14 protein-coding genes are annotated in these 15,281 nt (G+C 56.3%); 8 read left to right on the forward strand and 6 right to left on the reverse strand.

Translation table 11 applies throughout. The features are described from left to right. The coding region (locus tag NKI70_RS32295) for a DUF982 domain-containing protein (protein ID WP_352726156.1) at window positions 1–188 on the forward strand (188 nt) is incomplete at its 5' end. A gap of 422 nt (window positions 189–610) precedes the next feature. Here NKI70_RS32295 and NKI70_RS32300 read toward each other — a convergent pair. Then, window positions 611–1,102, reverse strand: coding sequence for a Hachiman antiphage defense system protein HamA (locus tag NKI70_RS32300; RefSeq protein ID WP_352579763.1), 492 nt, complete (start codon window positions 1,100–1,102; stop codon window positions 611–613). A gap of 235 nt (window positions 1,103–1,337) precedes the next feature. On the opposite strand from NKI70_RS32300, the gene NKI70_RS32305 reads away from it, so the two are divergent. From NKI70_RS32305 to NKI70_RS32320, 4 genes are all read left to right on the forward strand, one after another. Continuing rightward, entirely contained in the window at window positions 1,338–2,546 is a 1,209-nt protein-coding gene (locus tag NKI70_RS32305; protein ID WP_352531003.1) for a T6SS phospholipase effector Tle1-like catalytic domain-containing protein, read from the forward strand. 70 nt (window positions 2,547–2,616) lie between these two features. Further along, complete coding sequence (locus NKI70_RS32310) at window positions 2,617–4,551, forward strand: gluzincin family metallopeptidase (RefSeq protein WP_352726158.1); 1,935 nt, start codon at window positions 2,617–2,619, stop codon at window positions 4,549–4,551. Beyond that, the gene (locus tag NKI70_RS32315; protein WP_352726160.1) at window positions 4,533–5,870 is read left to right on the forward strand and encodes an MBL fold metallo-hydrolase; all 1,338 of its coding nucleotides are present in this window, start codon (window positions 4,533–4,535) and stop codon (window positions 5,868–5,870) included. The genes NKI70_RS32310 and NKI70_RS32315 overlap by 19 nt, the downstream gene beginning before the upstream one ends. A 238-nt stretch (window positions 5,871–6,108) precedes the next feature. Beyond that, a complete protein-coding gene (locus NKI70_RS32320) occupies window positions 6,109–7,770 on the forward strand; it encodes a DUF6119 family protein (protein WP_352530997.1) in 1,662 nt (553 codons plus the stop codon). 66 nt (window positions 7,771–7,836) lie between these two features. Here NKI70_RS32320 and NKI70_RS32325 read toward each other — a convergent pair whose 3' ends face one another. The 4 genes from NKI70_RS32325 to NKI70_RS32335 form a co-directional block, all read right to left on the reverse strand. Beyond that, complete coding sequence (locus tag NKI70_RS32325; protein ID WP_352530995.1) at window positions 7,837–8,325, reverse strand: hypothetical protein; 489 nt, start codon at window positions 8,323–8,325, stop codon at window positions 7,837–7,839. Between the two features lie 307 nt (window positions 8,326–8,632). Beyond that, window positions 8,633–9,085 carry a nucleotidyl transferase AbiEii/AbiGii toxin family protein gene (locus tag NKI70_RS34140; RefSeq protein ID WP_502897031.1) on the reverse strand — a complete coding sequence of 151 codons (453 nt, stop codon included), beginning with the start codon at window positions 9,083–9,085 and terminating at the stop codon, window positions 8,633–8,635. 257 nt (window positions 9,086–9,342) lie between these two features. Further along, window positions 9,343–9,564, reverse strand: coding sequence for a hypothetical protein (locus tag NKI70_RS34145; RefSeq protein ID WP_502894689.1), 222 nt, complete (start codon window positions 9,562–9,564; stop codon window positions 9,343–9,345). Then, a complete protein-coding gene (locus NKI70_RS32335) occupies window positions 9,557–10,150 on the reverse strand; it encodes a DUF6088 family protein (RefSeq protein WP_352624837.1) in 594 nt (197 codons plus the stop codon). The genes NKI70_RS34145 and NKI70_RS32335 overlap by 8 nt, the downstream gene beginning before the upstream one ends. Before the next feature lie 301 nt (window positions 10,151–10,451). Between NKI70_RS32335 and NKI70_RS32340 the strand changes: the two genes are divergently transcribed. From NKI70_RS32340 to NKI70_RS32350, 3 genes are all read left to right on the forward strand, one after another. Further along, window positions 10,452–10,622 (forward strand): hypothetical protein, encoded by a 171-nt coding sequence (locus NKI70_RS32340; RefSeq protein ID WP_352579771.1) that lies wholly within the window; start codon window positions 10,452–10,454, stop codon window positions 10,620–10,622. A gap of 377 nt (window positions 10,623–10,999) precedes the next feature. Next, window positions 11,000–11,782, forward strand: a complete 783-nt coding sequence (locus tag NKI70_RS32345; RefSeq protein WP_352530991.1) for a metallophosphoesterase — start codon at window positions 11,000–11,002, stop codon at window positions 11,780–11,782. Window positions 11,783–13,113: 1,331 nt separating this feature from the next. Continuing rightward, a complete protein-coding gene (locus NKI70_RS32350) occupies window positions 13,114–14,331 on the forward strand; it encodes a D-arabinono-1,4-lactone oxidase (protein ID WP_352530989.1) in 1,218 nt (405 codons plus the stop codon). On the opposite strand, the gene NKI70_RS32355 is transcribed toward NKI70_RS32350, so the two are convergent. Then, complete coding sequence (locus tag NKI70_RS32355; RefSeq protein ID WP_352530987.1) at window positions 14,328–15,155, reverse strand: MurR/RpiR family transcriptional regulator; 828 nt, start codon at window positions 15,153–15,155, stop codon at window positions 14,328–14,330. The two genes, NKI70_RS32350 and NKI70_RS32355, sit on opposite strands and share 4 nt — an antisense overlap. Between the last annotated feature and the right edge of the window lie 126 nt (window positions 15,156–15,281).

Raw genomic sequence — 15,281 nt, forward strand, 5'->3', positions numbered from 1 at the left:
GCAATGGGGTCAGCCACGTCGAGGGAGCCGCCGAGGAACTCATGGCGTGGGACACAAAGGGCCCGAAGTGGACCAAGGCGGTCCAGTCCTGCGTGGATGCGTTCGAGGGCAAATCCTCCCCCCAAGAGGTCCGTGAAGCCTTCGAGGCGGCTGCCAAGGAGGCCAAGATGTATCTCTCCCCTGAGTAGGAGGTATCATGGCGTCCATCTGGTTCGTCCCTCCGGTGTTCGTGAAGACCGAAAGCGGCGTCAGGCATGGCTGCAACAATGCGAAGGAAGCCCTTGAGCAGCTCAAGATGTGGACCCGGCGAGGGCCTCGCTGGCATAAGGCGGTGACCCTCTGCCTGTCAGCCTTGGAGGGCGATTCGATTGACCCCCACATAATACGAAAGGCCTTTGAGGCTGCCGAGGTTTGCCGACGATGTCGAAGAAATCGAGCGCCGCTTCCCGGGCCGCGCCCTCCAGAGAGTCCAAATGCCCAAGGTCCGATACCAACTCATATTCGCGAAGGTACTGTTTCCGGTTGGCGAGAAATCCCGCGGCGGATTTGGCATAGTCCTTAAGGCCGGCGTTCGCGCTCCCTGCGAGCTTCGATTCCAGGAAAAAGATTGTCAGGCATCGCCTTCAAAAGTGGCGTGGATCCCGTCTAGGCCGTGGACTGGCATGTTGGCGGAGGTTTTAAGCGCCATCTTTGCCGCGACCTGTGCCGCTGAAAGATGGTGCTGAACGACGCAATAGGCGAGCACCTCGCCTAGTTCGCTAGCGCGCGACGGGCTGGTGGCATTGAAGGTGATGAAGACGTCCCGGACAGCCTGATGCACCCGGGCGATCAGTGTGAAATCCTTCTCGATCGCCGCCGTGTACTCAAGCCGCCGCTTTCGCGGCAGGGCGTAGTACATGCACTGGCCCCACAGAAACTCCGCTAGGGCATCGATCTGCGGTTCGTCCTCCTTGAAACGCACATGGAGTAGTGCGGTCCGTGGCCCGTCGTCTTCGCATTGCGCGTCGTGCGCGACGGCGCAGGCGACGTGCGCGCCTAGCTTCGACGGATTGAGGAGGCTAGAAATCGCCTTTTGGATGTCCATGCCGGTGTTGCTGTCCACGAAATAACTTACACTCAGTGATTCGGATTACAGAATCCTAGAGGAGCGCAACAATTGTCGCACTTCAATTCGCGGTATGCTTCCGACCTGCGGCCCGTATCCGCAGGAAACGCGAACCTAAAACGGAGATTTAGACTGCTTCGGGGAAGGTCCGACCGAAAAACCGTGCTAGACGATACAGGTTCAAAATCGTCCAGTTTAGTCTAGATGCATCAGTGGGGGAGCGTAAAACAAGGTGGGGAAAAACATCGTTGTCTGCTGCGACGGTACGGGAAATCAGATCGAGCGCAATCTTTCGAACGTTTTGAAGCTGTTCCGCATCCTGAAGAAGAGCGAGGAACAGCGCGTCTACTACGACGCTGGCATAGGCACGATCGGGGCCAGCGACGCCTGGACCCGCTGGCGACAAAACACCAAATCTGTATTTGAGCTTGCGACCGGGTATGGGCTCGATGCTGAAATCGCCAGTGCCTACGCATTCATCTGCCGACACTACGCAGAAGGGGACGCAATTTTCCTCTTTGGCTTCAGCCGAGGAGCCTACACAGCTCGAGCTGTTGCGGGCTTGATCCACATGATCGGCCTGCTGCAACCGGATCAGCTCAACATCGTCCAGTATGCCGTGAGCTCTTACAAGCAAGCCAGCGATGAGCACGATCTCAGCGTTGCCTGGCACTTTTCTAAGGTCTCAGGAGCCCGAGACGCTCGCATCAAATTTCTTGGTGTATGGGACACGGTGGCGTCGGTCATCGTGCCGCGACGAGACCGACTTCTGCCACAGCTTCTGACACTGCCGCATACAAGGACCAATCCGAGTGTCGAGGTCTTTCGCCATGCGATTGCGATCGATGAGCATCGTCGCATGTTCCGCCTGAACCGGTGGGTCGAGCCGCAGCCGTTCGTCGAAAATCCTTTCGACAAAACTGCGCCGGCAAACCAGCAAGATATCAGGCAAGTCTGGTTCGCCGGATGTCATTCGGATGTCGGTAGTGGCTATCCTGAAGAGGACAGCGCTATCTCTAAATTTCCGCTCGACTGGATGATTGATGAAGCCACGGCATTTGGATTGCAGATCAATTCTCGGATGCGGGAGCGCCTCGTCTTCGGAACAGGAGAGGGTGAGGGGAAGATGAACTTCGTCAGCCCCAATCCACTTGGGACCGTGCACGATTCAATGACCTGGGGCTGGAAGCCGCTCGAGTGGATTCCAAAATCGGCCAAATGGCGTGAATGGAAGCGAAAATCGGCGCTCGGTTTCTATCTTCCGCAGGCCGAGCCTCGCACGATCGAGCGACTGGAGCCGCGGCCGTTTGTTCATCAGTCGGTTCTGGATCGGAAGGCGGCCATCTCGGCATATAAGCCTGAGAATTTTCCAACGGCATTCGATGTTGAGCCTTATGGTGACCTCATGAAAGATCGGTTGGCTAAAGAAGCCGGCAGCTAGCGCAGGCAGCCGTGATATCTTCAAGTTCACAATTGCAGGGCCGATTCGCAGTCATTCGAGGGGGATGCAGATGGCGAAAAAGAGCAGTCCCGTTAAGAAGGGCGAAAAGGCTGTAGCGGTGAGCCTTTCGCCTGCTGAGACGCGAGATGTCTATGCCTCCCGGCGGTTTCTGGATGGGGCGACGCAAAAGAAGCTCGGCCTCAAGGTTCGCTTCGACACATATTACAAGGATCCCCTTGTCGCGAAGCAGAATCCCGGCCTGGAAATCGATGACGATTTTTATGTGCCTTGGGAGCCGCGCATTGGCGATGGCCCGACAAGCGCGAGGTTCGCTATTGTTGATTACGACAGCACCACAAATACGCTGGAAGAACCGGCGAAATGGAGCGTCGGCGAGAAGGTTTTTCTCGATCCTAAGGGCTGCAAGGTCGATAAAGTTCTGAAAGAAACCGCTCACTTCCGCCAGGTCAGCACCTGGGCAATTTTGCAAAGCACACTTGATTTCTTCGAGAGCCCAAGCGGGCTCGGCCGGCGCATATCCTGGGCGTTCGAAGGCAATCGGCTTCTGGTCACGCCGAATGCCGGTTACGGTGCAAACGCCTACTACGACCGAGAGAGCAAATCACTGCAGTTCTACTATTTTGACGATGACAGCGGTCAGCGCATTCACACCTGCTTGTCCAGCGATATCGTCAATCACGAGTTTGGTCATGCACTGCTGGATGGCATTCGGCCTTATCTTCTGGAAGCGGTCTCGCCGCAGACGGGTGCCTTTCACGAATTCCTTGGTGACCTGACCGCAATCTTGATGACGTTGCGGAACAATTCATTCCGCAAGGAGCTTGCGGTCCGGACCAAGGGCCACTTGAAGACGAAATCCGGCGACGAACTCATCGCTTCGGTCGCCACTGAGTTCGGCAACGCCGTGTCAGGACAACCATACCTTCGTAGCGCGGCCAATGATCATTTGCTGGGCAAATACAAGGATGAGGTCGAACCTCACGTCCTCTCGGAGGTGATGACCGGAGCCATGTTCGACATCTTCGTTGCGTTGGCCGAGCAATATCTCAAGCGAGAGCGCAGCGACGGGGAGACACACACACCGGCTCAATCGTTACAGTATGCGGTCGCTCAGATGCAGACAATTGCTATCCAGGCGCTCGATCTTTTGCCGCCAGTCGAGGTTACGTTCAACGACTATGCGCGGGCTGTCTTACGCAACCTCGCGATCGCAAATCCAACCGACCCCAACAACTATCACGAGATGATCGCCGATATTTTCGTCCACCGCGAGATCATGACCGCAGAGGAGAGGACCGACTTGCTGGTGCGCGCGCCCTTGTACGATCGGATGCCAGGAACAATTACGCACGACCCGGAGCTCACCGGGAGTTCGCGTGCCGCTGCCTATCGTTATCTCGATGACAACCGCGACAAGCTCTTCATTCCCGACCATGTCGACATCATCGTCGATGAGGTCTTCACCTCCGAGAAAATGGTCGGCCCGGGCCTCTTCCAGCCCAAACAGATCATCCTCCAATATCTGTGGCGCGAGGATCTGGCGTTGGTGGGCACACAGTTTGGCTCGTTTAATGGCAAGACGACCAGTCTCCTCTGTGGCGCGACCATGGTCTTCGACGTAAATGGCAGCCTGCTTTATTGGGCGCGCAAGCCAGGCAGCGAACCCTTTGCCACCGCAAGCGTGGCGATGGAGAAGGTGAAAGCAGGCAAAAAACTCTTTGGCACCGAGAAGGCAGCCTTGACTGAGCTGGAGGCTGGCAAGCAGCGCAAGCAGGAATATCTCGACGCGCTGGTCAGGCGCATCGACGAGGGGATGGTTGGCGAGGAACTCGCCGGCCCCGAAGGTCTCATTGGAAGCCTTACACCGCCGCTGATCGCGCGCGAAGTTGACGGCTCAGTTCGGTTTGAGCTCTCGCCGCACTTTCATGTTTACGATGACGATGATTCCAGCTTGGGAGCGCTTAGATGGCAAATGAGCTCCTGATCCGCCTGTACGACGTCGGTCTGGGCGACTGCATTTATGTCCGGATCCCAGGCAAGACCGACAAGAGGGAAGACGCATTCCATATGCTGATCGACTGCGGCACCTGGAGCGAAGAGAAATTCCTTGCCACGGCGATGAAGCAACTTGAGAGCGAGTTGCCAGACGCACAGAACGGAAAAAAGCGCCTCGATCTTGTCGTTGTCACGCACGAGCACAAGGATCACATAGCGGGCTTCGATCCCAAGCTGTTCGAGAACATGAAGGTCGGCGCGGTTTGGATGAACTGCGCTATGGATCCCAAGCATCCGCAGGCGGGAAAGACACGCAAGATTAGGGGGATGGCTGAGCAGGCCATGCGGGGGCTTGCAGCACTTGGCCCCAGTCTGAGCCCTCGCGCAAGCGAGCTCTTGTCAGTTTTCCAGATCGACAACAAAGGCGCCATGCAGACATTGCGCAAGACGCTGCTCGACGGCGGAGAACCGACGTATGTGCACTCCGGCGAAACCAACGAAACGCATGGCATCAAACTCCATAAAGCGACAATCAATATCCTAGGCCCGGAGGCTGATTTCGATCGTTTTTATCTCGGCGCGACCGCCCAGCGTACATTGAAGGGCGTGCTGGGAGCGGCCGCGTTAGACGAGGAAAAGGAGTTCGATGTCTCAGCGGAAGGGCAAGAGCCGCCTTTGCCCCACAATATCAGTCCGGCCTCTTTTCGCGCCCTTCGTGCCCGCATGCAGTCGAACGCTTTAGCATTCGCGGAACTGGACGGCACGCTGAAAAACAATTCCAGCATCGTTCTGCTGATCGAATGGAACAAGAAGCGCCTGCTGTTTGTCGGCGATGCCGAATGGCACGGCGACTTCAAAGAAGGCAAGATGAATGGCTCGTGGAACGTAATGTGGAACGAGCGCCAAGATCTGCTCGGCAAAGCCGTCGACTTCCTCAAGATCGGCCATCATGGCAGCGAAAATAGTACACCATGGGACATGGGCAAAGGAAAGCCCAGCGAAGCGACTGCGATCCTGGATGCAATCCTGCCGGTACCGGCGGCCGGCCACCAATCGAAAGCAATAGCGGTCGTGTCGACCGAGCGTGGGAAATATCGCACGATTCCGCGCGGGCTGCTGATGACGGAAATCGCGCGGCGCGTTGGCGATACGCGGATCTACAAGGCTGATCTCAAAGATTTCAAACCGAAGGACCCAGTTGACTTTGACACATATGAACGGGAATGGCTCGATAAAGCCCAGCCCCTACGCACCGACTTCGAACGAATTAGGGAGGGAAAGGGCTTTATTGATGTGGCCTTCAGCTGAATGCAACTCCAGCATCTCAGTGGGGTAAGTCACACAGCAAAACGCATGTTTGAGGCGACGATGGACATGAGGAAGGTCGATGTTGCCGCAATCGAGGCAGTTAGCGCGACTGACGGTCCCCGGTGAGCATCCCAGCGAAAGCCACGAGGCCAAAGCCACGCGGATATTCAATAATCAGTAGCGCACGCTGTTTGTATTTTGCCTCCCATCCCCTTACCATTACAGTTTGGGGGGATGCATGTCCAAGAGTCGATCTTTTTCAATCTATCTGCTCAAGCCGGGGTTCGACCAAGCAAATGCGCTTGTCGACGACCATCCGCTGGATGCAGAGGTCCAAGCTGGCTTCCTGCCCGAGGGGGCCACACTTTTCGTGCTCGACAGTGACCCGCGGCCACCTTGGTGGAGGGGCTATTTCGGCGTCCAGAAGAATCTCGACCAAGTGAGCAAGGGTGCACTCGTTTTTCTTCCGATTGGCGGCAGGTGCTTCGCGCTATCGTTCGGACATGTAGCACACAATCTCAGGGATACGAGCTACGAGTATGACTTCGGCCTGCGTGTCACGCTCAACAGCCTCGATCCGAAAAAGCTGAAAAGCACGGACACGCTCGAGCCGAGCGCGGCAAAGCGCCAGCGTACGCAGCTGCCGATCGAGTCAGAGCTGACACTTTTCGACTTCGATCGCGACAGCACCATCCTGCGGAGCCTTACCGGCAAAGTGCGAGACGAACACAAGGAACTATTTCGCCATGCTACCGGTGCCAGCAATCTGCGCATCAGCACCGACACTCTCGCTGAGGGTCTTGCTCAGCTCTGCGAGAAGCTGCTGGAGCTATACGGCGCCGAGCAGTTCAAAGTATCATTTCCAGGTATACAGAACATCGTGCCAGTGAAGGATCCGGCAACACTCGTTGCTCTGAACGAACAGTTGTTGGCGGCTCTACATGCCAAGGACCCGGACCTAAACCTCACGGTCCCGGAGATTATAAACTACAGCGACAACGTGTTCGTCGCCTTCTCTGGCACTGGCCCCAGCCTCATATATGACGACGTGTATATCGGGCGCTACTATGACTACCTCGCCAGCAGGAGTTTCGAACTGGCCGACGTGGGTCTTAATGACCTGTCTCACCACAGCCTCGTCCTCACGGATGAGGACGGGGCCTCGCGAGACAGGTACAGCATTCTCAAGAGCCTTGTGTTCGATACAACGCTCGCGATTGCGGGTGGCTCAACGTTCCACTTCTCGGAAGGACAATGGTACCGCGTCGACAACAATTACATTACCCGCCTCACCACCTATCTCGATCCGCTCTACATCGCCGCAAATCTTCCCGCCTATACGCAGTCGAGCGAAGGTGCGTACAATCTGGCCGTTGCCCAGGCCCAGGCCGGAATTGCGTGCCTCGACAAAACGAACATCGCTCCTGAAGGCCAGACGCAGGTGGAACCATGCGACCTGCTGGCAGTCCAGAACGGAAGTGCGGTATTCTATCATGTTAAGATTTCGACGCTCTCGGCTCAGCTCAGCCACCTTTTCAATCAAGGGATCAACGCGATTGAGCTTCTTCGGCTGGATACCGAAGCGGTCGCAAGGTTGGCGGTGCTCCTTACGGCAGCGCTGGATGCCGAGGGATCAGAAAACGCAATGGCTCTCCTAGCCGATGGCAAGTGCCATATTCAGTTTGTCATTGTTACCCGAAAGGACCCGGCAAACCGGTCGCTCAATCTGCCTCTCTTTTCCCGCATCAGCATGATGAGAACTATGAAGGCTCTTCATGTGCGGGGCATAGAGCGCAGCTACACCTTCGTATCCGACAACTCGGCCGACGCGGAAGGAATGAAAAAGAAGCGTAAGAAAAAGGCCGCAGCGAATGCGGAAGCTGTTGTAGAACCCGCATAAGTCCAGCATCTGGTAGGCTAGGAAGTTTCAGCGGAAATAGGCTGCTGCCCGACGCGGGATGCTAGTCTATCGGCCGTCTCGCTGCGCCATCTCGAGGGCCTCGCCGACACTGTGCGCCTCGTTGCGATATGGTTTCGTCCTTCTAGCGATATCGTCGAAATCCCGGCGTTCCTGCGACTGACGGGTGGGACGGTCACTCCAGCGTGCCACGATCTCATCGAGGTCAGCAAAAGATAACTCGCTGCGCCGCTTCCTATCCCAGCGCAGTTTGCCCTTCTCATCTCGGTACGGTACTGAAATACGTTTGCCGAGGCGATAGTGGCCAAACATGTCAGGGCCGGTGCTGGCCGCGCTATTTTTAGCGCGACAGTTGTTTCGAACCAGCGCCCTGAGACCCAGGTCGTTGATGTGATCCTGAACATTCGCAATGCGCTCGGGGTACCGGGTTACAATCGTGCTAATAGTCTTGTCGACCGAGAACCGTCCCTCGCGTGACGATTCCTCAATCAACTCTTCAAGGAAGGAATGAAATTCTTTTAACTCCAAATTGCTCATTCGTCTGCTCCGCCAGCTTTGGGTAACTGATATGCGTGATGATTTCGGAACAAGTCAAGAACGGATGACGCTTGTCTACAGCTCAGAATGAGGAATGAAAATCGAGCGCATACTAACCCTTTAACATTCACACTGGAAAACAGGCCTAAGACGGGATGGAACGCTTGGAATAGATTCGCTCGGTAGCGGAATGCGACATTACTATTCGGAGGAATTTAGGGAGCCGAGGCTAGGGCGTTGATTTCGCCCTCCAGCATTTGAATCCGGGCAAGGATTTCGTCGAATGCTAATGGCTTCTCGTCGAACATCATCGGAGACATGTCGCGATAGAAGCACGGAGGTCTCTCTGCCTGGCCTCAGAGGGCATCAGTCGTAACGTGCCGGGCCGGGCGGTATCGTAGTTAGCCCACCCCGAGCGGAAAAATACTGCTTTGTGCCTCGCCACCTGCTCGAGGAGGTCGAAGTTGGTCGCTGCGGCCTTCCCATCCGCAGTTTCTAGGAGCATCGCGATATCATAGTAGTGCCGCGAGAAGTATTGCGGAGTCGGAATTTCATCCGGCCGGTGTGCCTCCGCATGAAGTGCAGTGGCCTTTTCCCAGAATGTGCGTCGTGCCGACAGCACGGTTACGGTGCAGTCTGGATCGTCGAAGAAATCCGGAAAGTCGTCGGCCGCATATGGGCGAATGGTCCGCTGTTCGGTCGGCCATGGATCGCCTCGGGCGCCGAATTCTAGCTTCACCCGAGGTGTGATGTAAGTCATGCCTGCGTACTCTCCCGCCGACAGGGCAGTCGGGCAGTGAAAGTTAACGGTCTGGGGGTCGTTACCGTCGATTCCCAGTGACCATCCACCATCATCTGGAATGCCGAGGTGCGAGGGCGATGGCGTCTTGAAGTGGCGGCAAAACTGAATCCGCGATGTACCTTTCGGTATCGGCTACGAGGGCATCGATGAGTTTGCCCGCAGCTTTTCAACTAAGGCCTTCTTTCTCGGGATCGCGCTCACCAGTGTAACCAAGGTCAGTCCGATCGAAGGAGAGGTGTAAAGGCTTTCGACAGCGACGTCCCGCCTTTGAACACGAGGGCGGGTGCGTTTTCTTTTTGTAACTCGACGAGCCGCTTCAGCGTCCAGCAGACCCAGAAGTCTTTCTCGATGATGGTGTTGTCGACGCCACGCGCCGCGCCTGCCTGGCCGAACAGCGCGGAGCGATCGGAGCGGTTTGAAACAGCAACCTTATCCATCAGCCGGCCCGGACGCGCCTAGAGCGATAGACATAAGCGTTGGCCTCATCCAAGCTGGGGCTTGTACGGCACTATTAGGAAGCACCTTCTTGTCGCCGGCAGATAGACTGCGGGCAGCCACATGAGCGATATCGATGGCGCGGGAGGGACCAAGATGCCGCAGGGCCTGGACAATGGTCCCGACTGGGCTACCCGGCGCGATCAGATGCTTCGGGGAAGCGTGACGCAAATCGACGGTTCGCTTGTCAAGCACAACACGCCTGGCGGGGCCGTCGGTGAGATAAATGCTCTTGGCTGCCACCTGCGTGGATAGGCCAAGGGCATTTGCTGCCCGGGCTCCAGTGATCTGTGCCTGCGATCCAGTCTCACCGGCGAGTGCTTGAGCTACGTCGTCTGGCGCCGGTGATAGCGGACCAAGCTTTGCGTGCACTTTGGGGAAATCGTAGAGGCCGCGGGCCAGGCGTCGGAGCTTGCCGCCTTGGACCAGACGCGACAAAGCCTGATCGACTGCCGCACGGCCAGCAATGTCGAGAAAATCACTGGGCGTGAAAACAATGCCGCGGCCGCTGGCGTGCGCGCGCTTCATAATCTGATCTGACGCTGATGGTGCCCTCGCTTTCATACTCTATTTTTCTGACAATCAAGGGCCGTGTTTGGCGCCGTATGACGCTCGCGAGGGCAATGATGGAAAGCGTAGATCCGCTGGATTTCATAGAGAGCTGGGCAGCCCCGGAAGACAGGCACGTTCAAAATTCATCTAGGCCGTGAAGGCCCGCGGGGCTTCGGCGCGGTCTAACCGGCCCCAAGCCCCAAGCCAGCAGCGGACTCACATCGAAGTGGGAGTGGCCCCTGACCATTTTCGGAGGGAACCGGTACGTAGCGCGATCATGGATGCGCTGATTCAGCACAGGCGGGCGGCATCCTTGGAGCGGCTGCAGGCGGTCGTGGATGCCCGCAACAAGGCGTGCCTGGCCCTGCTAGGCTTGCGCGGTTTCCCCGAGTTGGAGCCGACTCCGACGCCGGGCCTCGTTGCGTTGGTGCAGGACGCCGGAAAGTAAAACCCGGCCGCTCGAATGGGGCCGGCTCCGCATGGAAACTTTTCGCCTGACACTCCATGAATCAAGGTGACCTAGCGGGAGGTCGAGGATTCTACCGGCCCGGCCGAAACGATTGCAAGCGGTACGCAGCCGTCCACTCTGAACGGGCGGAAATGGCACAAATTTTGAGGTGCCTGTGTAACGAAGCGACGAAGGCGGTCGCATAATGGGCCTCAAGGCAACATATTGCGGCGCCCGGTCCATGTCAGCGCCGCTGAAATCGTCGCTTTTGTGGCCGATAAATGGTCCCCATAACGAATGGTCATTTACTGGTCCAACCTAAGACCTGTTTCTTGCCCCATTTCCTTCCGGAGTCGGGCTTATGTAAGTGTGGAGCAATGCAAAAAATCATTCATATAACAGACCCCCATTTTGTCGCACCTGGCAAGATGCTTTACGGCATCGATCCGGCGCAGAGATTATGCGACACCTTGGACCACGTCTCGCGCGTACACGCAGATGCGAAACTCATCCTTATTACCGGCGACCTTGCTGACACGGGGGATCCGGCCGCCTATGTGCTCTTGCGCGAGATTTTGTCGGACGTCCGGCTCCCCGTCTATCTGACCATCGGCAACCATGACAACCGCACCGCGTTTCGAGGCGTCTTCGGCGGAGAAGGCTTCGTTCAGGCGGCTGTAGACCTGCACGAGTGGCTCCTCGTCTTGCTCGACTCGAAGGACGACATTAGTCCTGGCGGTTGTCTCGACGGTGGCCGGTTTGAATGGCTCCAAGAGCAGCTTGTCCGTGGCGCCGGCCGACCAGTCGTGGTTGCTATGCACCATTCACCATCGGACTTGCATGTGCCCTGCTTTAGGACATGCGACATGAAGGAGACCGAGCGGTTCTTTTCCATTGTTAAGAAAAACGCATCGGTCCGCCACATGCTCTTTGGTCATCGGCATGTCGCTGCAGCAGGCAGTCTGTCAGGAATCTCCTTCACTGCCAGCCGTGGCACGGCGCAGCATATCGTTCTGGACTGGGAACAATATGGCAAGCCCATATTCGTCGCGGCTGCACCCTCATACGACGTCATCATGTTGGACGGAACGGATGTCGTCGTCCATCGTCACGAGGGACTTGATTTGTTGCCCGTTATTCGTCCGGGTGACCCGAAATGAGTGTCGCATCCTCAATCACGACCTCCGATCGGCCTCGGCCTGGACTGATCATCTTCGATTTTGACGGGCACCCTTGCGGAGACGAAAATCATAGCATCCGAGGTGTTCGACAAAACTCGCCGCAGAAGGTGTCCCGGTACATCCGGAAGGAATCAGGCAACGCTCTCCGGAATTGAGCGAGACGATCAACAACCGCCTATACTAAGCGTCATGGCGTGTAAGCTGGCCGGAACACTTAATGGAAACAGTCGAGGTTGAGATCCAGCTGGCCCCTCGATGAGCCTGTTGGCGACACCTGCTCAATTGAACTGCTCCACTGGCTTACCATTCCCTTTGTGTCGTATCGAGTACATCAGTTTCGACTCATCCACCGCATGAGAGCCGCTGACATTTGGGGCTTGCAAGCCCACGGCTCTTCTCCTCCGATAACATCGGTGTCCGCAAGCCCCACCCTTCCGTGCTGCTGATAGCCGCGAAGTTATGGGCGTGTCTGCGAGCGAGCGCGTTCTCATTCAGGACGGCTTCATCGGCCTTAATGCCGCGCGAAATGCAAATATGCGCTAATGCGCGTTAGTGCGCGCGCGCCATCATCACAGTCAGCTGAGGAATGTTTGAGCCCAAGGCATCGTTGGAGGAGCTTAGAGGCTTGCTTTGCCCAATGTTGAAGGTTTAGCAGCGGCGTGGACGAGTTCCGCCCGCACCTGTGGGGGTAACACCCTAGCATGAGGCACGGTGACGCACTGAAGCTACCTCCGGGAGCCACGGTATCCTGCATGCAATGAAAAGCGCGGGCAGGTCATCAAAGGATGAATCGTGATGTCTTAGAGTAAATCAAGTTCGACAACGAGCAAGCACATGACGCTTAAGCCCTATACGTGCGGTTGGCAGAACATCTGCTGAGGTTCGGTCCGGCACGACAGTGGATGTTTATTGCTCCCTTGGATACCTCCCTTCTGAGCTCGCATGCAGCCGAAATTCAACACTGGTCCATCGACTGCCGCTGCCTCCGCGCATAATGCGGGGCTCTAGTTTCCGAGCCTGAGTTCGGGAGCCATCAAGGCTTGAGATGAGCAGAGCCCGGCTCCGATGAGGCCTGGAAACCGTTCAAGACGGTTTTCGATTGGTGACGCATGAGAGTCGGATTTCCGCCTCGGTGCAATTCGATTAAGAATGAAAAAAATCGTCTTTTATATACAGCGCGATGATGATACCCATCACGCCCGTGCTCGTATCCGTCAAAGGACCCAGTAACACATACCAGGAGAACTCCATTGCCTTCTTCACAACCGGGATCGCCGACACTCGGCCCGAGCTTAATTTGGCGGAACTGGGTGAGCAATCAGGTTTGCAGGGTAAAGCATTTCGAGATGCCAAGCTCGGACGATGACGTCTGCAGTACGATAAAGGCAGCAGCCTTGAACAACCTGCGAATTCGCGTTGTTGGTACGGGGCACTCATATACGCCAATTGTCCCCACGGACGGCGTTCTGATCTCCGCGGAGCGCCTATCCGGGATCGAAAACATCGACCATGCCAACGGCCGGGTGACGCTTCGCGGCGGAACGCGGATTTGTGACGTCGGCTCTGAACTGCGCTCTGCAGGTTGGGCGTTGCCGAATCAAGGCGACATCGATCTGCAAACCATAAGCGGGGCCGTATCGACGGGTACGCATGGCAGTGGTGACAGTTTAAAATGCTTAGCGGGGCCGATAGTTGGAATGCGAATAGCTACTGGCGACGGATCAATCGTCAATATCGATGCTTCACAGGACGCGGATGCCCTCAACGCTGCAAAAGTCTCCATCGGAATGTTCGGCGTAGTACTTTCCGTCACGATGAAGCTTGTTCCCGCCTTTGATCTTCATGACAAAATATGGCGTGAGGATTTCGAAGAATGCATGGATCACCTGGATCAGCTATGCCAACAAAACCGGAGTCTCCGCGTTTTCTGGTGCCCGACCGAACACTCGGCCTCGTTATACAGCCTGCCCAACACGTTTGGCATGGGACGTACTCGCAGCAAATCCGATGTCTGCGAACTGAGGACGCTGAACGTCACGGCTCAATCGCCGGAGTCTGTCGAAGATCGGGTCGGCGAGAGAATAGGGCCGAGCTACCGGATATTTCCGGGTTCAATTCCGATGCCGAACCACAATGAATGCGAGTACGCGGTGGCTTACGGGGACGGTCCGTCGGTATTCCGCGAAATCCGCAAGTTGATAAAGACAAAGTACCCGTCGCAGATATTTCCGGTGGAGTATAGAACTGTAGCGGCTGACGACATTTGGCTGAGTCCATACTTTGAACGAAAGACTGCGATGATATCCGTGTCCGGCGCGGCAGGAGAAGATTACTGGGATTTCATTCGTGATTGCGAGACAATCTTTTCTTCCGCGAACGGTCGTCCGCACTGGGGCAAACTTCACAGTCTGGGGCGGCCGGAGATCGAAGGCTTGTACCCAAGGTACCGCGATTTTGTTTCCCAAAGGGCTCGCTTTGATCCGGACGGTCGTTTCCTGAACGACTACCTGCGCGAACGTTTCGGTTAAAAGCTTTTATCTATGGTAGCCTCTGCGGTTCGCTGCATAGCCGCCTGGAACTTGCTGCCATCTTTAACGATCATGTTGGCGAGGATGTCGATGATCAAATATTGTCCAGCGACCCGGGAGAACGCTCCTCGCATGATGGGGGTGTCCGTCGAGGATGCTGCCAGCACAGCGTCCGCCTTGGCAGCGATTGGACTGCGTATGTGACATGTGATTGCTATGGTGAACGCGCCAGCAGCCTTGGCTGCCATGAGTGAGTTGATGGTATCCTTGCTTGAGCCAGATTCCGAAATTGCCAGCGCCACGTGCTTGGGTCCGAGATTCACCGCGCTCATGACGGCGAGATGCGGGTCGTCCAGCACGCGCGACATCAGTCCAGATCTAATAAACAAGTAATGCGCATATCGGGCTACGTTCGCAGAGCCGCCCAAACCGTAGAGATCGATACTTTTCGCTCGTATGATATGTTTTACCGCCAATTCAAGGGCGGCCTGGTTCAACAGGTCCTTTGTCTGATTGAGTGCCGTGACGGCCATAGACAGCGTATCGTCGATGATGTCGCCGGACGGGCTGGCATGTCTGATTGTCTGGTTAGTTGACAGTTCGATTCCCAATGCCAGTTTGAAACGCTGAAAGCTCGAAAATTTGATGTCTCTGCAGAACCGCAAAACGCTCGCTTCGCTCGATCCAGATCCGTCAGCGACCTCCGTGATGGTCTGGTGCACGACCTTCGCGGGATCCTTGAGGACGTACTCACTGATGCGAAGGAGTGCCGGACTGAGGCTCGGCTGAGACGATCGCAATCGCGCTAAAATGTTTTCCTGCATTAAAAACGAATCCCGTGCATCACGAGGGTCCAGGTCCGTGGCTATAGGAAATTTTCAGCAGAAAGCCAAGCAGTGAACAGCCTCTCGTAAGGGAGCCGCTACCGTCCGCTTACCTTTTCCGGACTG

The organism is Mesorhizobium sp. M0500, from assembly GCF_040321165.1.
GTDB lineage: Bacteria > Pseudomonadota > Alphaproteobacteria > Rhizobiales > Rhizobiaceae > Mesorhizobium.